Below are 19,179 nucleotides of genomic sequence, written 5' to 3'. Positions count from 1 at the left end.
GGGCCGTAAGCTCATCGCGTCTCGGTCAGGGCTTTTGGGCCTGACCGCAATTTGGCCGAGTGGCCCCCCGGTCTTGCTCGGTGCGGGTCCCGGTCCTGACAGGTGGGTAAAACCGTGGAACCGCCCGCCCCGGCCACGGCGGGTCTAAAACCTCGGCACACTCCGGCCGCCTGCTTGCTGGCGCGGCTGCCGCCGCCGTCGCGGGGCGAAGACAGGAGCGGAGGCGAGCGGCGGGCCAGCGCCGCGAGCGCAGCGAGCCTTGATGGAGTAGCGAAATCTGTAACACCCCCACACCCAAAACCCTCTGACCTTGCCTTATATGAACCCACCCGCCGAGCTGGTGGTGGGCTCTCCGGCGAACGCCCAACGGCTGATCAGGTCAGAGCGTCCGCGATCTCCCGCATCGACCCAACGACGACGGCGGCTCCGGCGGCTGCCAGGGCTTCGGCCTTGCCGGGCTTGTTGGCGTAGCCGATGCTGCGGATGCCAGCGGCGTTGGCGGCCTCGACGTCTCGCACGGCGTCACCGATGAAGACACACGCCTCGGGCTTGGCTGCCGCAGCGGTCATCGCGTCGTCCAGGAGGCGGGTGGAAGGCTTCATGGACGACGGGTCGCCGGGAACACGCCCGTAGACGCCAGCAACGTAGCTCTGGAGCCCGTGAAGCTCCACGTACGACTGGATGGCCCGGCCCGCGTTGTTGCTGACCATCCACACCGTCCGGCCGGAGTCGGCGCACGCCTTGAGCGTCACCTCCCCCTCCCGGTTGGGAGCGGCCACCTGTACGGCTTCCACTTCGAGCTGTTCCAGCAGACCATCCACCCAGGCAGTCAGCTCCGGCCGCGCCCCGTCGATCCGCCGCAGAAGAGCCAACGGGTCCCGCTCGGTCTCGATGCCTGCGGGAAGCTCCTCGCCCCGGGCGACAAGCTCAGCCGACATGCGGGCCGCGACCTCAGCCGCCGGCCGACCGGCGAACACCGAGCAGACCGGCCCGTCGAAGTCGAGCAGCACGTGGCGGACCGGGGCCAGCACAGCTGCCAGTGACTCGTTGATCTCTCTCATGCCTCACGCTCGTACGCGATGGTGGTCCACACGCTGTCGAACCAAGCCTGGGCCTGCTGGACGTACTGAGACCCCATCGACTCGCCGTCGGGGCCCGCCGAGTGGTGGAACAGGGTCGTGTCCTTGCCGGTGACGTCGAAGAACGTCTTGGGGTCGCTGTCGATCGAGATGGTCCGCTCGCGGAGCGGGTAGAACCCGAAGAACGCTTCGGCCCGGTTCAGGATGTAGAGCTTGAACAGCGACGACGCCCGGTGAACCTTCACCTCGACGGTGGCCGACTTCACCAAGCCGAGTTCGGCCAGCATCTCGACCGAGTGCGCGATGCCTCCGGCGTTGGTGAGTGCGATCCCTCGGGCCCGCTCCCGGAGTGCAGGGTCGTCCTGGAGCCCCTCCACCAGGGTGGGCACCGCCATGGGCGCCGTGGTGTCGGGCAGCAGCAGCCGGACCTTGATGGACTCCGGCGTCAGCCGACCGGACCGGATCTTGTCGATCGGCTCCTGCATCGCGCTGTGCAGCGTCTCGCTGGAGAACCCGGCGAAGTCGATGGTCACCTGTGGCTCGGCGAAGGCGACTTCGAGGTGGGGCCGGAGACCGACCGGCCGCTCCGTGCGCTCCCGGACGAATGAGCCCTTGCCGGGCCGCGTCACGATCAGCCCCTCTTCCCGAAGCAGGTCGATCGCCCGGCCGACCGTGGCCTTCGCGACGCCGTAGTGCTTCATCAGGGCGGGGCCGGACGGCAGTTGCTCGCCGGGCAGGTACTTCTTCGTCAGGATCGCCGCTCGTAGCTGGGTGCTCAGCTGGACGTACGGCGGGCGCAGGTCGTCGGGGTCGAGGCTCATGCCAACCATCCTAGGACGGATGGCCGCCATAGTCAGGTTCCCTGGGTTGGTTGACCTACCTAGGGAGGTTGGCCTACCTTAAGGGTGTCGCAACCGGGAGAACCGGGAGCGGCAAGTAGCCCCTTCTTCGGGCTGCTCTGATGCCTCACCCCAATGCCACGGAGCGGCGCCCTACCGCCAAGCAGAAACGCCGCCCCGTGCCCCTATGAGGGAGCACCCATCATGCCTGCTGCCAAGACCACTCGCCGCTCCTCGATTCAGCCCCCGCGCGGGTTGGCCGCCCCGGTGGCGTCCGCCAAGGTGACCGAGCCGGGGGAGTGCCCCGACGGCCGCTGCGACGGCTCCGGCTGGCGTCCCGCCCCCTGCTTCCCGGGTGTGGAGATCTCGGCCATCTCCTGTGGTTGCCGGGACGGTTGGATCACCGAGCTCGGGACCGGCATCACCCGCTGGGGTGTTAAGTGACCAACTCAGCAACGCAGTTGCCGGGTTGGCTGGACCGGGCCACCTTCACCGACCTGGTGCGGGTGGCCTCCCGGCCGGACCTCCCCGAGCTGCGTCACCAGATCGAACGAACCGGGGGCTGCGCACAGCCGATCCACATCGCCGGTTGGCGGCACGTCTACGACCGGGCCTCGGGGCGGATCATCAAGCCGCTCTCGTACTCGACCATGCGTCAGCCCGGCGGACGGCTTCGACTGGCGTGCGGCAACCGCCGTGCCTCGCGTTGCCCGTCGTGCGCCTACACCTACGCGGGGGACACCTACCACCTGATGATGTCCGGGTTACGGGGCGGCAAGGGCATCCCGTACGCGGTCGGCGAGCACCCCCGCGTCTTCGCTACCCTCACCGCCCCGTCGTTCGGCCCGGTCCACAACCGGCCCGACCGCCGCTGCTGCCGCTGCGGTGCAGCGCATGGGGAGGACGACCCGCTCTTGGGTACGCCGCTGGACCCCGCCGGGTACGACTACGCGGGGGCAGTGCTGTGGAACAACCACGCCGGGGCGCTGTGGCAGCGCTTCACGATCTACCTCCGGCGTGAGCTGGCGAAGCGGGCCGGGGTAGCTCAGCGGGATCTCAAGGGCCACTGCCGGGTCGCCTTCGCCAAGGTGGCGGAGTTCCAGCGCCGTGGCGCCGTCCACTTCCACGCCGTGATCCGGCTGGACGGTCCCGACGGTGCAGGGGACGCGCCTCCGTCGTGGGCCAGCACCGAGCTCCTGGACGACGCGATCCGCGCTGCTGCCGCTCGCGTCACGCTGCCCGTGCCCGCGTCCGGCGAGCACATGGCTCGGACCCTGGGCTGGGGGAAGCAGGTCGACGTCCAGCCGATCGGTGGCACCGCCTTGGCGGGTGAGGATCTGGACGACGGCGCGGTGGCCTCCTACGTCGCCAAGTACGCGACCAAGGCAGCCGAGACGACGCAGACCGTGGACCGCCGCATCGCCGAACGCTCGGACGTGGACAAGCTCACCGGCCTACCCGCCCACACCCGTCGCCTGATCGAAGCGTGCTGGGACCTGGACGCCGCCTATCCGGATCGGCTGCTGGCGCACTGGTCTCACATGCTCGGCTTCCGGGGGCACTTCTCGACCAAGGCCCGCACCTACGGCACGACTCTCGGCGCCCTGCGCCAGGTCCGAGCCGACTTCCGGGCTCGGCAGGACCGCCAAGAGCACGGTCAGGAAGGCGGCACCGAGGGGGCCACCTACGTGGTGTCGCACTGGCGCTTCGCCGGGGTCGGCCACACGCCTGGCGAGTCACTGATCGCTGCCCAGGTCGCCAGCGACAAGCGCACCAACCGGGAAACCGCGCGCCAGGAACTGCCCATGTTGCTCGCTCAAGAGGGGGAAGACTCATGGATCGACTTCTGACCGTCGCTCAGGTGGCGGAGGTGCTCGGGACGACCGAGCGCTTCCCCCGGCGGCTGATCGAAGAGCACCGCATCGTCTTCGTGAAGGTGGGTCGGCACGTCCGCATCCCCGCCGGCGCTTTGGCGGACTTCATCAAGGCCAACACCGTCGCCCCGACCGTCCGCCTGCGGCTGGGGGTGGCTGCCTGATGGCCAGGAAGCGCACCTTCGGCCGTGTCCGCAAGCTGCCCTCCGGCCGCTGGCAGGCGAGGTACCCGGGACCCGACGGCATCGACCGTCCGGCGCCCAAGACCTTCGGCACGAAGAAGGAGGCGGACGACTGGCTTGCCGCCACTCAGACCGAGCTCCGGGTGGGGGACTGGATGGACCCTGACGCCGGGCGGGTGATCTTCGGGCCCTTCGGCAAGACCTGGATCACTGAGCGGGGGCTCGCCGAGCGGACCGAGCAGCTCTACCTCTCTCTCCTCCGTCTCCACCTCGCGCCGACCTTCGAGCACTCCGCGCTGGCCGACATCACCCCGGCGTCGGTCCGGGCCTGGCGGGCGACTCGCCGGAACGCCGGTGTTGGGGCCTCGACCATCGCCAAGGCGTACGCCCTGCTGCGGGCCATCCTCAACACCGCCGTGCAGGATCGGCTGATCCGCCGGAACCCCTGCCAGATCAAGGGCGGCAGCAAGGAGGAGACCCCGGAGCGTCCGCTCCCCACCGTTCCCCAGGTGTACGCCTTGGCCGCCGAGGTGCCCGAGCGGTACCGGGCCCTCGTCCTGGTCGCCGCCTTCTCTGGGCTGCGCTGGGGTGAACTGCTCGGCCTGACCCGGCGCGACGTGGACACCGAGGCGGGCACGCTCCGCGTCCGGCGCTCGGTCTCCGAGCTGGCCAACGGCGAGCGCATCGTCAAGCTGCCCAAGACCAAGGCGGGCGTGCGCACGGTCGGCATCCCCGACGTCATCCGGGCCGAACTGGCCCAGCACCTGGAGACCTTCGCCGAGCGGCTGGCCGACGGCTCGGTCTTCATCGGTGAGAAGGGGGCGGTGCCCCGGCGCAACCACTTCAACCGGCTGTGGCGCCGGGCCTGCGTCAAGGTGGGTGTCACCGGTCTGCACTTCCACGACCTGCGCCACCTCGCCAACTCACTGGCGGCGATGACCGGGGCCAGCACCAGGGAGCTGATGACCCGCATGGGGCACAGCTCGACCCGGGCCGCGCTGATCTACCAGCACGCCAGCAACGAGCGGGAGAACGCCATCACCCGGGCCGTCAGCGACATGGTGGAGCGGGAGAGGGACAAGGACGACCCGAACGGGCACGTCAAGGGCACGACGCCCTGACTGACCCTCAAACGACGTAGGCCCCAGCTTGGCGAACAAGTCGCTGAGCTGGGGCCTACGTTGTGGAGCGGGTGACGAGAATCGAACTCGCGTGACCAGTTTGGAAGACTGGGGCTCTACCATTGAGCTACACCCGCGTGCGGTGCCTGAGCACACGGTGACCTCGGGCCCGTTGCCGGTCTCGAGGACAGGGTCAGCGTACCTGGTCGGGTCGGTTGCGCGCACACCGCTTCGGCGGTTCGGGGTGTACGGCGGGTCTCCGATATGACCAATGGGGCGCCCTGGGCGGCGTGTACGCTTCCTCTCGGCACCACGGGGTGTGGCGCAGCTTGGTAGCGCGTCCGCTTTGGGAGCGGAAGGCCGTCGGTTCGAATCCGGCCACCCCGACAGTGCGGCAGGGTCTCGTCGGTGCGCGGGGCCCTGTTGGCGTTTCACGGGGCCGCGACCGGAGCGCCGGGTACGCCGACGGCGAACCTGACGCTGTGCCAGCCGGCGCGTCCGCTTTTCCCGGCCGGGCCCGGCCGGTCCGGAATTCGGACGCCGATGCGACCGTCCGGGGCCGTGCGGGGAGCCGGGTTCGGGGGGCCGTCGGGCCGTGTGGGCGACCCGGACAGCGGCGCCCTGGCGTCCGCCTTTCGTGCTACCGGTAGGATGGGCCGCTGGCGGTCGTCCCTGTGGCATGTGCACAGGTCAGACCGCCCGAGGGCGAGGAGTCACGCTCACCGTCCACCCCCGTACGGGAGATGCAGCTCCAACCGCCCATCACCCGTCTCGCCCGAACCCGATCGGCCCACGGCCGTTCGTCGGACGGCGTAGACAACCTGACCGCAAGCCTCTAGGAGACCCAACCGTGAAGAGCGCCGTCGAGACTCTGAACCCGACCCGGGTTCGACTCACCGTCGAGGTGCCCTTCGAGGAGCTCAAGCCCAGCCTCGACGCGGCGTACAAGAAGATCAACCAGCAGGTCTCGGTCCCGGGCTTCCGTAAGGGCAAGATCCCGAACCGCGTCATCGACCAGCGCTTCGGCCGTGCCGCCGTGCTGGAAGAGGCGGTCAACGACGCCCTGCCGCGCTTCTACACGCAGGCCGTCGACGAGGGCAAGATCGAGGTCCTCGGACAGCCCGACATCACCGACATCGAGGGTGTCGAGAACCTCGCCGACGGCGGTGACCTCAAGTTCACCGCCGAGGTCGACGTCCGTCCCGAGATCACCCTCCCGGACTTCGCCGGCATCGAGGTCGTCGTCGACCCGATCGTGGTCGAGGACGCGGACGTCGAGAAGTCGCTGGAGCAGCTGCGCGAGCGCTTCTCCTCGGTCAAGGACGTCGAGCGCGCCGCCGCCGAGGGCGACGTCGTGGTCGTCGACCTCGAGGCCAAGGTCGACGGTGAGGTGCCGGAGGACGGCACCGCCACCGGCGTGAGCTACGAGATCGGCTCCGGCCGCCTGCTGGACGGCATCGACGAGGCCGTGGTCGGCCTGTCGGCCGGCGAGACCAAGACCTTCACCACCGAGCTCAAGGGCGGCACCCAGGCCGGCCAGAGCTCCGAGGTGACCGTCACCGTGGTCACCGTCCAGGAGAAGGAACTCCCCGAGCTGGACGACGAGTTCGCCCAGATGGCGAGCGAGTTCGACAGCCTGGAGGAGCTGAAGGACGACTCCCGCAAGCGCCTCGAGCGGATGCGCGAGTTCGACCAGGCCACCCAGGCCCAGGAGCGGGTGCTCGACGAGCTGCTGAAGCTGGTCGAGATGGACTACCCGGAGAAGCTCCTCAAGGACGAGGTCGAGACCCGCAAGCACAACCTCGAGCACCACCAGCTCGAGCCCATGGGCCTCACCCTGGAGACCTACCTCGCCACCCAGGACAAGTCCGTCGAGGACTTCGCCAAGGAGACCGAGGACCAGGCCAAGAAGGGCATCAAGACCCAGTTCGTGCTCGACGAGATCGTCGACAAGGAGAAGCTGGGCGTCAACCAGGAGGAGCTCACCGAGCACCTCATCCGCCGTGCGGCGGGCTCCGGCATGACGCCGGACCAGTTCGCCCAGCAGGTGGTCCAGGGCAACCAGGTGCCGCTGCTGGTCGGCGAGGTCGCCCGTGGCAAGGCGCTGGCGCTGGTGGTCGAGGCCGCCAAGGTCACCGACACCAACGGCGACGTCGTGTCCTTCGAGGACGACGAGGACGAGGACGCCACCGAGGCGTCGACCGAGGCGGTCGAGGCCGCCGCCGAGACCACCGAGGCCTGATCACGCCCCGGTAGCACCAGCTGTTCCGGACGGCCCGGACACCCCGTCAGCGGGGTGTCCGGGCCGTCCGTTGTTCCCGCTCCGACCCTGCGCTCACAGCGAACAGTTCTGCGTGGGGGATTCTGCGGCCGGGCCTGCGCGTTAGGGTCCTTAGACAGTGACATTCACGCAGTGATATCTAGCTGTGCGACAGAGCGGCGGCCGCAGCCCGGCCGTCCAATTCGACTGAGCAGGTGGCTAAGTGACGTTCCCGCAGATGCAGATGCCTGGCCTGATGGCGCCGCACGCCGCCGCTGGTGACGTGCTCGGCGGCCTGGGGGACCAGGTCTACAACCGGCTGCTCAACGAGCGGATCATCTTCCTCGGCCAGCAGGTCGACGACGACATCGCCAACAAGATCACGGCCCAGCTCCTTCTCCTCGCGGCCGACCCGGAGAAGGACATCTACCTGTACATCAACTCGCCCGGTGGTTCGATCACCGCGGGCATGGCGATCTACGACACCATGCAGTACATCAAGAACGACGTGGTCACCATCGCGATGGGCATGGCGGCCTCGATGGGTCAGTTCCTGCTGACCGCCGGTGCGAAGGGCAAGCGCTTCTCGCTGCCGAACGCCAACATCCTGATGCACCAGCCCTCCGCCGGTCTCGGCGGTTCGGCCACCGACATCCGGATCCAGGCCGAGCAGCTGCTCCGCACCAAGAAGCGGATGTCCGAGCTGATCGCCGCGCACAGCGGCCAGTCCTTCGAGCGGGTCACCGCGGACTCCGACCGGGACCGCTGGTTCACCCCGGAGCAGGCCAAGGAGTACGGCCTGATCGACTCGATCATGCACAGCGCCGCGGACGTTCCCGGCGGCGGCGGCACCGGCGCCTGACAGCAGCCGGCAGCAGACCCAACCGACCGTCACGCTTCGGAGGACCGAACACCCCATGAACACCGCGCGCACCGAGTTCACCGCCCCGAGGGCCGAGGGCCGCTACATCGTCCCGCGCTTCGTCGAGCGCACCTCGCAGGGCATCCGCGAGTACGACCCGTACGCCAAGCTGTTCGAGGAGCGCATCATCTTCCTCGGCTCCCAGGTGGACGACGTCTCGGCCAACGACATCATGGCGCAGCTGCTCTGCCTCGAGTCGATGGACCCGGACCGTGAGATCCAGATGTACATCAACTCGCCCGGCGGCTCCTTCACGGCGCTGACCGCGATCTACGACACCATGCAGTACGTCAAGCCGGACATCACCACCGTCTGCATGGGCCAGGCGGCCTCCGCGGCGGCCGTCCTGCTGGCGGCGGGCACCCCCGGCAAGCGGATGGCGCTGCCGAACGCCCGGATCCTGATCCACCAGCCGTACACCGAGACCGGTCGCGGCCAGGTCTCCGACCTGGAGATCCAGGCCCGGGAGATCTTCCGGATGCGCGAGCAGCTGGAGGAGATGCTCTCCAAGCACTCCAACAAGCCGGTCGAGCAGGTCCGCGAGGACATCGAGCGGGACAAGATCCTGACGGCCGAGGAGGCCCTGGAGTACGGGCTGATCGACCAGATCATCTCGACCCGGAAGTCCTCGCTGACCTCCTGATCCCAGCGGTTCACCGGGCGGGGCACGGCACCGAGCCGTGCTCCGCCCGTCCCGTCCGACGGCATCTGTTCGGTATCAATTCGCCCTGGGCGTACGGCAGAGCTGTCGAAGACGACGGAATTGGCGGCTCGGCAGAGTACCGTCGGATAGCGAGACCGATCGCTCGACGGCGAACCGGTCCACAGCACCAGGCCCCGGACCCCCGCGGGGCCCCTGGCGAAGGGGAAGCACCTCGTGGCACGCATCGGAGACGGTGGCGACCTGCTCAAGTGCTCGTTCTGTGGCAAGTCCCAGAAGCAGGTGAAGAAGCTGATCGCCGGTCCAGGCGTGTACATCTGCGACGAGTGCATCGACCTGTGCAACGAGATCATCGAGGAGGAGCTCGCCGAGACCTCCGAGGTGCGTTTCGAGGAGCTCCCGAAGCCCCGTGAGATCTACGAGTTCCTGGATCAGTACGTGGTCGGCCAGGACACCGCGAAGAAGTCGCTGTCGGTGGCGGTCTACAACCACTACAAGCGGGTCCAGGCCGGCGAGGCCGGGCGCAGCGGTGGCAACGGCCGCGAGGACGCGATCGAGCTGGCCAAGTCCAACATCCTGCTGCTCGGCCCGACCGGCTCCGGCAAGACGCTGCTCGCGCAGACCCTGGCCCGGATGCTGAACGTGCCGTTCGCGATCGCCGACGCCACCGCCCTCACCGAGGCCGGCTACGTCGGCGAGGACGTCGAGAACATCCTGCTGAAGCTGATCCAGGCCGCTGACTACGACGTCAAGAAGGCCGAGACCGGCATCATCTACATCGACGAGATCGACAAGGTCGCCCGCAAGAGCGAGAACCCGTCGATCACCCGCGACGTCTCCGGCGAGGGCGTCCAGCAGGCGCTGCTGAAGATCCTGGAGGGCACCACCGCGAGCGTGCCGCCGCAGGGCGGTCGCAAGCACCCGCACCAGGAGTTCATCCAGATCGACACCACGAACGTGCTGTTCATCGTGGGTGGCGCGTTCGCCGGTCTGGAGCGGATCGTCGAGGGCCGGGCGGGTGCCAAGGGCATCGGCTTCGGGGCCAACATCCGCTCGAAGCGGGACTCGGACAGCAGCGACCACTTCCGTCAGGTGATGCCGGAGGACCTGGTGAAGTTCGGGATGATCCCCGAGTTCATCGGCCGCCTGCCGGTGATCACCAGCGTGCACAACCTGGACCGCGAGGCGCTGCTGCAGATCCTCACCGAGCCGAAGAACGCGCTGGTCAAGCAGTACCGCAAGCTCTTCGAACTGGACGGCGTCGAGCTGGAGTTCAGCCGCGACGCGCTGGAGGCGATCGCCGACCAGGCGATCCTCCGCGGCACCGGTGCCCGTGGCCTGCGGGCCATCATGGAGGAGGTGCTGATGTCCGTGATGTACGAGGTGCCGTCCCGGCAGGACGTGGCCCGCGTGGTGGTCACCGGCGACGTGGTCTCCAAGCACGCGATCCCGACCCTGGTCCCGCGCGACATGATCAAGCGCGAGCGGCGCGACAAGAGCGCCTGACCCGCGGCCCGAGCAGCAGGAAGGCCCCGCACCCGGAAGGGTGCGGGGCCTTCTCGCGTCCGCGGGTTACTTGGCGACCACCATGGCGTCCCGGATCGCCCGGGTCTGGTCGGCGGCCTGGGCCGCGCTGAGCGGGCTGCTCTTGCCGTCCAGCGAGATCTTGGTGAAGGTGACCGAGCCGGCCGTGGAGTGGTTGGCCCAGAGGCAGATCGGGATCTCGATGCCGCTGCTGCTGGCCACCCCGCAGGAGAGCTTGCCGCCCGGGTCCTTGGCGTCCTTGGCGTCGACCGGGGCCAGCGGGGTCTTCCAGGTCAGCGTGGCCGAGGCGCCGGCCTGCTTGTTGACCTGCTTGGTGATCGCCGTGGGGTCGGTGATGGTGCCCCAGGAGCCGCCGACGGTGACGCTGTCGGTGGCGTCCTTGCCCTTCAGGTAGGTCGCCAGCAGACCGCCGTCGTACGAGCTGTAGCCCAGGCCGGACTCCTTGGGGTCGCCCGGGGTGTCCTTGGTGGTCTTCAGGGTGTACCCGCCGGGCAGGGTGGGCGGGGCGGCCAGCTTGAACTTGCCCCCGGTGGAGCTGCCCGGGCCGACCGGCGAGCCGGAGGAGTTGAGCGCCCAGTACGCGACGCCGCCGCCGCCGACCAGCACCACGGCGCCGATCACCAGGCCGATCACCAGCCCGGCCTTGCTCTTCCGCGGCTCGGCCATCGGCCCGCCGAACTGCTGCTGGCCGTACGGCTGCTGCCCGTACGGCGGCTGCGGGGCCCCGTACTGCGGGGGCTGCTGCCCGTAGGCGGGCGGCTGGCCGTACGCCGGCGGGGCGCCGAACTGCGGCGCGGCGGGCTGCTGCTGGGGCTGGCCGTACGGCGGGGCGGGCGGCTGGGGCTGGCCGAACTGGCCCGGCTGCTGCGGCGGCGCGCCGTACGGAGCGGCGGGCGGAGCCGCGGGCGGCTGGGCCTGGGGCGGGTAGCCGTACTGCTGCTGCGGCGGCTGACCGTACGGGGGCTGGGGCGCGCCGTAGGGCTGCTGCGGCGGCTGACCGTACGGCGGCTGCGGTTGCTGCGGATGACCCTGCGGATACTGCTGCCCCGGCCCGTTCATCGGTCTCCCCCACGTCGGTTGTGACTGTTCGTCAGTGCGCGCCAAACGGGCGTGCGAGTATCGGGGCACGGTACCGCACCCGTCAAGACCGGCCCCCGTCCGGGTGGTCGGGCGGGAATGCGGTCGAAGGCGGCCTCCAGGTTTACGTAAACTGGGTGTCGTGACCGACACGACGAACCAGCGCCCCGGAACCTTCGACGGGGACAACGCAGCCACCCTCCCGACGACCTACGCCCCGGCGGAGGTAGAGGGCGTGCTGTACGAGCGCTGGGTGGACCGCGGCTACTTCACCGCCGACGCCAAGAGCGACAAGCCCGCGTACACCATCGTCATCCCGCCGCCGAACGTCACCGGTGCGCTGCACCTCGGCCACGCCTTCCAGCACACCCTGATGGACGCCCTGACCCGGCGTAAGCGGATGCAGGGCTTCGAGGCGCTCTGGCTGCCCGGCATGGACCACGCCGGCATCGCCACCCAGAACAAGGTGGAGCAGCAGCTCGCCGAGTCCGGCCTGTCCCGGCACGACCTGGGCCGGGAGGCCTTCGTCGAGAAGGTCTGGGAGTGGAAGGAGAGCTACGGCGGGAAGATCCTCGGCCAGATGCGCCGCCTCGGTGACGGGGTGGACTGGTCGCGCGAGCGCTTCACCATGGACGAGGGCCTGTCCAAGGCCGTCCAGACCATCTTCAAGAAGCTCTTCGACGACGGCCTGATCTACCGCGCCGAGCGCATCATCAACTGGTGCCCGCGCTGCCTCACCGCGCTCTCCGACATCGAGGTGGAGCACGAGGACGAGGCCGGCGAGCTGGTCTCGATCCGCTACGGCGACGGGGACGACTCGATCGTGGTCGCCACCACCCGGGCCGAGACCCTGCTCGGCGACACCGCCGTCGCGGTGCACCCGGGCGACGAGCGCTACGCCCACCTGGTCGGCCGCACCATCAAGCTGCCGCTGACGGACCGTGAGATCCCGGTGGTCGCGGACGAGCACGTCGACCCGGAGTTCGGCACCGGTGCGGTCAAGGTGACGCCCGCGCACGACCCGAACGACTTCGCCATCGGCCAGCGCCACAACCTGCCGAACCTGGCCGTGATGGACGAGCGCGGTGCGATCACCGTGCACGGCCCGTTCCTCGGACTGGACCGGCTGGACGCCCGTGCGGCCGTGGTCGGGGCACTGCGCGAGCAGGGCCGGATCGTCGCCGAGAAGCGTCCCTACACGCACGCCGTGGGCCACTGCTCGCGCTGCCACACCATCGTCGAGCCGCGCCTCTCGCTGCAGTGGTGGGTCAAGGTCGAGCCGCTGGCCAAGGCGGCCGGCGACGCGGTCCGCGACGGGAAGGTGGACATCCACCCGAAGGAGCTGGAGCGCCGCTACTTCGACTGGGTCGACAACATGTACGACTGGTGCATCTCGCGCCAGCTCTGGTGGGGTCACCGGATCCCGGTCTGGTACGGCCCCGAGGGCCAGGTGGTCTGCGTCGGCCCGGACGAGCAGGCGCCGACCGGCGAGGGCTGGCACCAGGACCCGGACGTCCTGGACACCTGGTTCTCCTCCGGCCTGTGGCCGTTCTCCACGCTCGGCTGGCCGGAGCAGACCCCGGACCTGGAGAAGTTCTACGCCACCGACGTGCTGCTCACCGGCCACGACATCATCTTCTTCTGGGTCGCCCGGATGATGATGTTCGGCCTGTACGCGATGGACGGTCAGGCGCCGTTCAAGACGGTCGCGTTGACCGGCCTGGTCCGGGACCAGTTCGGCAAGAAGATGTCCAAGTCCTCCGGCACCGCGGTCGACCCGCTGGACTGGATGGACGAGTACGGCGCGGACGCCGTCCGGTTCACCCTGGCCAGCGGCGCCAACCCCGGCGCGGACGTGCCGGTCGGCGAGGACTGGGTCAAGGCCTCGGGCAAGTTCTGCAACAAGATCTGGAACGCCACCCGGTTCGCCCTGATGAACGGCGCCACGGTCGAGGGCCCGCTGCCCGCGCCCGAGGAGCTCACCGCGGTCGACCGCTGGATCCTGTCCCGGCTGAACGCGACCATCACCCAGGTGGACGCGTACTACGAGGACTACGAGTTCGCCAAGGTCGCGGACACCCTCTACCACTTCGCCTGGGACGAGGTCTTCGACTGGTACGTCGAGCTCTCCAAGACCACCCTGTTCGCGGGCGGCCCGCAGGCCGACGCAGCGCGCCGGGTGCTCGGCGAGGTGCTGGACAAGACGCTGCGCCTGCTGCACCCGGTCGTGCCGTTCGTCACCGAGACCCTGTGGACCACGCTGACCGGCGGGGAGTCGCTGGTGGTCGCCGAGTGGCCGGTCGCCGACGGCGCACGGATCGACGCCGCCGCCGAGGCGGAGGTCGGCACCGTCCAGCAGGTGGTCACCGAGGTCCGCAGGTTCCGGTCCGACCAGAACCTGAACCCGGGTCAGCGGCTGCCGGCCCAGCTGGCGCTGGCCGGTACGGCGCTGGCCGCGCACGAGGCCGCGATCCGCTCGCTGGCCCGGCTGACCGAGCCCGAGGAGGGCTTCGCGGCCACCGCCTCGCTGCCGGTCGCCGGGATCACCGTGGCGCTCGACCTCTCCGGCACCATCGACGTGCCGGCCGAGCGCAAGCGGCTGGCCAAGGACCTGGCCGCCGCCGAGAAGGAGAAGGACCAGGCCACCGCCAAGCTCGGCAACGAGGCCTTCCTGGCCAAGGCGCCGGACAACGTGGTCGACAAGATCAAGGCCCGGCAGGCCACCGCCGAGGCCGACATCGCCCGGATCACCGCGCAGTTGGCGGCGCTGCCGCAGGGCTGACCGTCCGTCCCGAGGGCCGTGCCTCCCGCTTCGTGCGGGCGGCACGGCCCTCGGCGTTCGGGGCGGCAAAGGAAGCTGATTACCCGTCGGCCATTTCCTGCACCCCCGCCGAGTTCCGGATAGCCCGTTCGGCCGAATTCCATCACGTACGCTGGCCAGCGGCGGATGTGCACGAAGAGTTCGAAAGCGGAGAAGGGCGGGCGGCCAATGGCGGGTACTCGGCAACGGCACGGGCAGGACATCGGCATCGATCTCGGAACGGCGAACACCCTGGTCTACCTCCGGGGCAAGGGAATTGTGCTGAACGAGCCGTCGGTGGTGGCGGTGGACCGGAAGACCGGCGAGGTGCTGAGCGTCGGGACGGAGGCCAGGCGCACCCTCGGCCGCACCCCCGAGGACGTGGTCGCCAGCCGCCCGCTGCGGGACGGGGTGATCGCCGACTTCGACGGCACCCGGCACCTGCTGCGGCACCTGCTGGCCAAGGCCACCGGTACGGCGGTCCGCCGGTTCCGGGCCGGGCCCCGGGTGGTGGTCTGCGTGCCGAGCGGCATCACCGGGGTGGAACGCCGGGCCGTGATCGAGGCGGTGGGCAGCGCGGGGGCGGCTTCGGTGCACCTGATCCAGGAGCCGATGGCGGCCGCGATCGGGGCCGGCCTGCCGGTGCACGAGCCGACCGGCTCGATGGTGGTGGACATCGGCGGTGGCACCACCGAGGTGGCCGTGGTGTCGATGGGCGGCATGGTCGCGTCCCGCTCGATCCGGGTCGCGGGGGACCGGATGGACGCCGCGATCACCAAGCAGGTGAAGAAGGACCACGGTCTGCTGATCGGCGAACGGACCGCCGAGGAGCTCAAGCTGGCGATCGGCTCGGCCGATCCGATACCCGGCGACCAGACCCCCGCCGAGCTGGTGGTCCGGGGCCGGGACGCGGTCGGCGGCCTGCCCAGGAGCGCCACCGTGACGGCCGCTCAGATCCGTGAGGCGCTGGACGAGCCGGTCGCCGAGATCGTGCTCGCGGTCCGGCAGACCCTGGACGCGGTGCCGCCGGAGCTGTCGGGCGACGTGATGGGCCAGGGCATCGTGCTCACCGGCGGCGGCGCACTGCTGCGCGGTCTCGACGCGCGGATCTCCCGGGAGACCGGCCTGCCGGTCCGGGTCGCCGAGAATCCGCTGGACTGCGTGGTGATCGGCTCGGGGAAGTGCGTCGAGCAGATCGAGGAGCTGCGGCGGACCTTCGCGACGAGCGTCTGACCGCGGGCGGGGTGTTGTCCCGCTGTTGTCCGGCCGTGAATCAGTGAATTCCTTAATTGGCGTTCGGCCGATCGGGTCTGCCTTTTTGCGCGCGGGTTAAGAGGCGTTTGCAGTTCGACTGTGTACGGTAAGTGGAAGTTCTGGGCAGTGGATGTCGACTGACGGGAGGGCACGGCGTGGTGGTGACCAGGGAGTTGGCCGACGAACTGCCTGCGGAGGCGGTCGACGTCGCCAAGGCCAGGGCGGCGACCCTGCTGCTCGCCTTCCGGCACGGCAACCAACTCGCCTTCGACCGCGAGCTGGAGCGCCTGCTGGCTGATCAGGCCGAGCAGGAGGTGACCACGCTGCTGGTGTGGATCGCCGCCGAGGCGGTCCGCAAGGCGTACGCGCCCGAGGTCGCCGACCGGGTGCTGCGCGGTCTGGCCCGGCTGGCCCCGGCGGACACCTCCGGGGTCCTGGTGGACGAGGAATTCGTGGACGTGGCCGAGCTGGTGGAGGCGGTCGACGCCGGTGACGTGGGCACCGTCCGGGCCCTGGTCGCCGCCACCCCGGACACCACCTTCCTGGTGGGCGGTCTGCTGCAGGCGGTGGCGATGATGCTCCCCTTCCTCCCGGACGGGGAGGTGCGGGAGATCACCGCCGAACTCCGGCACCGGCACGGCTCCCGGAGCATCCCCCGCCAGGCCTGAGGCCGGCCGGGAGCGGGGAACCGCGCGGGCCGGAAGGCTTCCCGGGCCCGCGCGGTTCCCCGCGCTTCCGACGCTTACGGCATGGCGTGCAGGTGGCCGCCGACGGTGCTCGCGATGCCGCCGCCCGCCTTGGCGTCCCAGTTGGTCGACCAGGTCATCGCGCCACCGATACCGGGCCACTTGGTGTCCGGCTTGAAGGTGCCGCAGTTGGTGCCCTGGGCCAGGCAGTCCAGCGCCGCGTTCACCACGCTCGGGCTGACGTAACCGCCGCCGGCCGCACTGGTGGAGGCCGGGACGCCGAGGCCGACCTGCCGGGGCTCCAGACCGTTCTTGAGCTGGATGCAGGCCAGCGCGGTGAGGAAGTTGACCGTCCCCTGCGCGTAGACGCCGCCGTCGCAGCCGAGCATGGTGCCGGAGTTGTAGTACTGCATGTTGACGATGGTGAGGATGTCCTTCACGTTCAGCGCCAGCTTGAAGTACTCGGCTCCGGCCGACTGCATGTCGATGGTCTGCGGCGCCATGGTGAGTACGAAGCCGCTGCCGACCTTGCCCGCCAGTGAGTGCAGTGCCTGGCCCATGTAGGTGGCGTTGACGCCGTTCTCCAGGTCGATGTCGATGCCGTTGAAGCCGTACTCCTGGATCACCGAGTACGCGGTGTCGGCGAAGTTGCCGGCGGAGGCCGAACTGTTCACCGAGACGGTGCCGTTCTGGCCGCCGACCGAGACGATCACCTTCTTGCCGGCCGCCTTCTTGGCCGCGATGTCGGCCTTGAACTGCGCGACGGTGTAGCCGCCGAGGCGGCCGGCGAGCGTGCTGTCCAGGGTGAAGCTGATCCCGCCCGCGCCGCCGGTGGCGTCGGCGAAGGAGACCGCGATGATGTCGTAGGCGGCCGGGACGTCACTGATCTTCTGCACCGTGGCGCCGTTGTCGAAGTTCTGCCAGTAGCCGGTCAGCAGGTGCTTGCCGGGCGGCGGCGGGGTGGTGGGGCTGCTGCTCGGGCTGGGACTCGGGCTGGGACTCGGGCTGGGACTCGGACTGGGGCTGGTGGACGGGCTGGGGGTGGCCGTCACGCTGCTGCTCGGCGTGGGGCTCGGGGTGCCCGGGCCGACCAGGGAGATGTCGTCGGCCAGGTAGGCGCCCTGGCCGTACCAGCCGTGCAGGTAGACGGTCACCTGGGTGGTGGCCGCGCCGGTGGTGAAGGTGGTGCTGAGCTTGGTCCAACCGGTGCTGCTGGTCCAGGTGCTGGGGTCGGTCGAACCGGTGCCGGTGGCGCCCAGGTAGACGTACGGGCCGAGCACCCAGGCGCTCAGCTGGTAGGTCGAGGAGGGCTTGACGGTGACGGTCTGGGTGCACTGGGAGTTGTCACTGCCGCTGGGGGTGCCCTTGAGCGCGTACGTGCCGGAGTGCGTCTGCCCGGTGGCGCCCTGGCCGGAACCGGCCGTGCAGACCCAGGGGGCCAGGTGGTTCCCGCTCTCCAGGCCGCCGTTGGCGACGAGTTCGACATCGGCGGCCCGGGCTCCCGGGGTGGCCAGCAGCAGGCCGACCAGGGCCAGTGCGGTGGCGACCAGGGCGGTCAGCAGCAGGTGGACGGTGCTTCTCGGTCTTGCGCGCATGCCATCTCCATGTGGGGGAGTGAGGATGGTGCGGTGCAGGGTCAAGTCCTGGTCTGTACCAGTGACTTGTGTCACAAGGTGGAGTAGACCAATCCCGCTGTCAAGGCCGTCGCCGGAATGCGTCAGACCGTCGGCCGCCCCGGTTCGGCCAGTGCCAGGGTGAGCCCGGCGATCCGGGCGGAGGCGGTTCCGTCGCCGTACGGGCTCGGGGTGGCGGCCAGCCGGGTCAGCCGCTCGGGGGTGTCGGCGAGCCATGCGGCGGCCAGCGCGCCCAGTTCGGGGCCGGGGCCGACCAGGGCGGCGAAGCCCGCGGCCACCGACTCCGGGCGTTCGGTGGAGCGGCGGACCACCAGCAGCGGGCGGCCGAGCACGGTGCACTCCTCCTGCACGCCGCCGGAGTCGGAGATCAGCAGTGCGGCGTGCCGGGCCAGCCCGAGGAACTCGCCGTAGCCGACCGGCTCGGTGACCGTCAGACGGGCCAACAGCGGCTCCAGGCCGTGCCGTTCGACGGCGGCCCGGGTCCGGGGGTGCAGCGGCAGGAGCACCTCGGTGCCCGTGGCCGCGAGCGCGTCCAGCTCGCCCAGCACCGCGCCGAGCGCCTCGGCGGTGTCGGTGTTCTCCGGCCGGTGCACGGTGGCCAGTACGTAGCCGTCGGCGCGCAGCCCGTACCGGGCCAGCAGCTCGGCCCTGGCCTCGGCGTCCGGGAGCTGACGGCGCACCACCTCGACCACGGTGTTGCCGGTCAGCGCGATCGCCCGCTCGGCCAGTGCCTCGGTGCGCAGGTTGGCGGCGTTCTCCTCGGTGGCGGCGCAGAGCAGGTCGGCGATGTGGTCGACCATCACCCGATTGTGCTCCTCGGGCATCGCCCGGTCGTGGCTGCGCAGTCCGGCCTCGACGTGCACCAGCGGGATGCCGTGCGCGTTGGCGGCCAGGGCGCCGGCCAGGGTGGCGTTGGTGTCGCCCTGCACCACCACGGCGCCGGGGCGCTCGGTGGTGAAGGCGGCGTCCAGCTGCTCCAGCGAGGCGGCGATCTGCCCGGCCCGCGGCCTGCCGCCCACGCCGGAGAGCAACTCCGGCTCAGGGAGGCCGAGTTCGCGCAGGAAGCGGCCGGACATCGCCTCGTCCCAGTGCTGGCCGGTGTGCATCAGCCGGGCCGCCGGGCCGAGTTCGTGGATCAGCGGGGCGAGCTTGACCAGCTCCGGGCGGGTGCCCAGCACGACGGCGATCCGGTTGCCGGTGAAGGCGGCGACGGACGGGTGGCAGGGGGCGGTCATCGGACGGCTC

Annotated in this window: 16 protein-coding genes and 2 tRNA genes; 12 read left to right on the top strand and 6 right to left on the bottom strand. The window is 70.1% G+C overall.

The annotated features are described in order from the left end of the window. Positions 1-374: 374 nt before the first annotated feature. A complete protein-coding gene (locus tag ACIRPK_RS06110; RefSeq protein ID WP_403033645.1) occupies positions 375-1,061 on the bottom strand; it encodes an HAD family hydrolase in 687 nt (228 codons plus the stop codon). Further along, positions 1,058-1,900 carry a GntR family transcriptional regulator gene (locus ACIRPK_RS06105; protein WP_403033642.1) on the bottom strand — a complete coding sequence of 281 codons (843 nt, stop codon included), beginning with the start codon at positions 1,898-1,900 and terminating at the stop codon, positions 1,058-1,060. The genes ACIRPK_RS06110 and ACIRPK_RS06105 overlap by 4 nt, the downstream gene beginning before the upstream one ends. Before the next feature lie 222 nt (positions 1,901-2,122). Here ACIRPK_RS06105 and ACIRPK_RS06100 point away from each other — a divergent pair, with 222 nt between their 5' ends. From ACIRPK_RS06100 to ACIRPK_RS06085, 4 genes are read left to right on the top strand one after another with little or no spacing between them, the layout of a single operon-like run. Further along, positions 2,123-2,362, top strand: a complete 240-nt coding sequence (locus ACIRPK_RS06100; RefSeq protein WP_403033639.1) for a hypothetical protein — start codon at positions 2,123-2,125, stop codon at positions 2,360-2,362. Continuing rightward, a complete protein-coding gene (gene repSA, locus ACIRPK_RS06095) occupies positions 2,359-3,768 on the top strand; it encodes a replication initiator protein RepSA (RefSeq protein WP_403033637.1) in 1,410 nt (469 codons plus the stop codon). Before ACIRPK_RS06100 ends, repSA begins: the two co-directional genes overlap by 4 nt. Then, positions 3,753-3,956: an excisionase family DNA-binding protein gene (locus tag ACIRPK_RS06090; RefSeq protein WP_403033635.1), complete on the top strand. Its 204-nt coding sequence runs from the start codon at positions 3,753-3,755 to the stop codon at positions 3,954-3,956. The genes repSA and ACIRPK_RS06090 overlap by 16 nt, the downstream gene beginning before the upstream one ends. Further along, the gene (locus ACIRPK_RS06085) at positions 3,956-5,095 is read left to right on the top strand and encodes a tyrosine-type recombinase/integrase (protein WP_403033628.1); all 1,140 of its coding nucleotides are present in this window, start codon (positions 3,956-3,958) and stop codon (positions 5,093-5,095) included. Before ACIRPK_RS06090 ends, ACIRPK_RS06085 begins: the two co-directional genes overlap by 1 nt. A 63-nt stretch (positions 5,096-5,158) precedes the next feature. On the opposite strand, the gene ACIRPK_RS06080 is transcribed toward ACIRPK_RS06085, so the two are convergent. Continuing rightward, positions 5,159-5,232, bottom strand: a tRNA-Gly gene (locus ACIRPK_RS06080). A gap of 176 nt (positions 5,233-5,408) precedes the next feature. Between ACIRPK_RS06080 and ACIRPK_RS06075 the strand changes: the two genes are divergently transcribed. The 5 genes from ACIRPK_RS06075 (at position 5,409) to clpX (ending at position 10,444) form a co-directional block, all read left to right on the top strand. Then, positions 5,409-5,482 (top strand) — tRNA-Pro (locus tag ACIRPK_RS06075). A 463-nt stretch (positions 5,483-5,945) separates the two neighbouring features. Continuing rightward, positions 5,946-7,337, top strand: a complete 1,392-nt coding sequence (tig, locus tag ACIRPK_RS06070; protein WP_403033625.1) for a trigger factor — start codon at positions 5,946-5,948, stop codon at positions 7,335-7,337. Between the two features lie 262 nt (positions 7,338-7,599). Further along, on the top strand, positions 7,600-8,217 hold the full coding sequence (locus tag ACIRPK_RS06065; RefSeq protein ID WP_403033754.1) for an ATP-dependent Clp protease proteolytic subunit: 618 nt from the start codon (positions 7,600-7,602) through the stop codon (positions 8,215-8,217). Positions 8,218-8,272: 55 nt separating this feature from the next. Further along, entirely contained in the window at positions 8,273-8,920 is a 648-nt protein-coding gene (locus ACIRPK_RS06060) for an ATP-dependent Clp protease proteolytic subunit (protein ID WP_184919476.1), read from the top strand. Between the two features lie 234 nt (positions 8,921-9,154). Further along, complete coding sequence (clpX, locus tag ACIRPK_RS06055) at positions 9,155-10,444, top strand: ATP-dependent Clp protease ATP-binding subunit ClpX (RefSeq protein WP_403033622.1); 1,290 nt, start codon at positions 9,155-9,157, stop codon at positions 10,442-10,444. A 66-nt stretch (positions 10,445-10,510) separates the two neighbouring features. Here clpX and ACIRPK_RS06050 read toward each other — a convergent pair whose 3' ends face one another. Further along, on the bottom strand, positions 10,511-11,542 hold the full coding sequence (locus tag ACIRPK_RS06050; RefSeq protein ID WP_403033620.1) for a hypothetical protein: 1,032 nt from the start codon (positions 11,540-11,542) through the stop codon (positions 10,511-10,513). A gap of 160 nt (positions 11,543-11,702) precedes the next feature. Between ACIRPK_RS06050 and ACIRPK_RS06045 the strand changes: the two genes are divergently transcribed. The 3 genes from ACIRPK_RS06045 to ACIRPK_RS06035 all read left to right on the top strand — a co-directional run bounded on the left by ACIRPK_RS06045 (position 11,703) and on the right by ACIRPK_RS06035 (position 16,282). After that, positions 11,703-14,342 carry a valine--tRNA ligase gene (locus ACIRPK_RS06045; protein WP_403033618.1) on the top strand — a complete coding sequence of 880 codons (2,640 nt, stop codon included), beginning with the start codon at positions 11,703-11,705 and terminating at the stop codon, positions 14,340-14,342. 207 nt (positions 14,343-14,549) lie between these two features. After that, positions 14,550-15,593, top strand: a complete 1,044-nt coding sequence (locus ACIRPK_RS06040; RefSeq protein WP_403033615.1) for a rod shape-determining protein — start codon at positions 14,550-14,552, stop codon at positions 15,591-15,593. Positions 15,594-15,769: 176 nt separating this feature from the next. After that, positions 15,770-16,282 (top strand): hypothetical protein, encoded by a 513-nt coding sequence (locus tag ACIRPK_RS06035; RefSeq protein WP_403033612.1) that lies wholly within the window; start codon positions 15,770-15,772, stop codon positions 16,280-16,282. A 74-nt stretch (positions 16,283-16,356) separates the two neighbouring features. On the opposite strand, the gene ACIRPK_RS06030 is transcribed toward ACIRPK_RS06035, so the two are convergent. Next, the gene (locus ACIRPK_RS06030) at positions 16,357-17,895 is read right to left on the bottom strand and encodes a chitinase (protein ID WP_403033610.1); all 1,539 of its coding nucleotides are present in this window, start codon (positions 17,893-17,895) and stop codon (positions 16,357-16,359) included. 122 nt (positions 17,896-18,017) lie between these two features. Next, positions 18,018-19,169, bottom strand: a complete 1,152-nt coding sequence (gene wecB / locus ACIRPK_RS06025) for a non-hydrolyzing UDP-N-acetylglucosamine 2-epimerase (protein ID WP_403033607.1) — start codon at positions 19,167-19,169, stop codon at positions 18,018-18,020. Between the last annotated feature and the right edge of the window lie 10 nt (positions 19,170-19,179).

Source organism: Kitasatospora sp. NPDC101801, from assembly GCF_044766665.1.
Classification (GTDB): domain Bacteria; phylum Actinomycetota; class Actinomycetes; order Streptomycetales; family Streptomycetaceae; genus Kitasatospora.
This window is presented reverse-complemented; position numbering and strand designations above follow the sequence as displayed.

What these genes read in the sequence shown, in the direction of transcription:
- ACIRPK_RS06110 (WP_403033645.1), bottom strand. Translation starts at nt 1,061, where the DNA reads ATGAGAGAGATCAACGAGTCACTGGCAGCTGTGCTGGCCCCGGTCCGC.
- ACIRPK_RS06105 (WP_403033642.1), bottom strand. Translation starts at nt 1,900, where the DNA reads ATGAGCCTCGACCCCGACGACCTGCGCCCGCCGTACGTCCAGCTGAGC.
- ACIRPK_RS06100 (WP_403033639.1), top strand. Translation starts at nt 2,123, where the DNA reads ATGCCTGCTGCCAAGACCACTCGCCGCTCCTCGATTCAGCCCCCGCGC.
- ACIRPK_RS06090 (WP_403033635.1), top strand. Translation starts at nt 3,753, where the DNA reads ATGGATCGACTTCTGACCGTCGCTCAGGTGGCGGAGGTGCTCGGGACG.
- ACIRPK_RS06085 (WP_403033628.1), top strand. Translation starts at nt 3,956, where the DNA reads ATGGCCAGGAAGCGCACCTTCGGCCGTGTCCGCAAGCTGCCCTCCGGC.
- ACIRPK_RS06065 (WP_403033754.1), top strand. Translation starts at nt 7,600, where the DNA reads ATGCCTGGCCTGATGGCGCCGCACGCCGCCGCTGGTGACGTGCTCGGC.
- ACIRPK_RS06060 (WP_184919476.1), top strand. Translation starts at nt 8,273, where the DNA reads ATGAACACCGCGCGCACCGAGTTCACCGCCCCGAGGGCCGAGGGCCGC.
- ACIRPK_RS06050 (WP_403033620.1), bottom strand. Translation starts at nt 11,542, where the DNA reads ATGAACGGGCCGGGGCAGCAGTATCCGCAGGGTCATCCGCAGCAACCG.
- ACIRPK_RS06040 (WP_403033615.1), top strand. Translation starts at nt 14,550, where the DNA reads ATGGCGGGTACTCGGCAACGGCACGGGCAGGACATCGGCATCGATCTC.
- ACIRPK_RS06030 (WP_403033610.1), bottom strand. Translation starts at nt 17,895, where the DNA reads ATGCGCGCAAGACCGAGAAGCACCGTCCACCTGCTGCTGACCGCCCTG.
- wecB (WP_403033607.1), bottom strand. Translation starts at nt 19,169, where the DNA reads ATGACCGCCCCCTGCCACCCGTCCGTCGCCGCCTTCACCGGCAACCGG.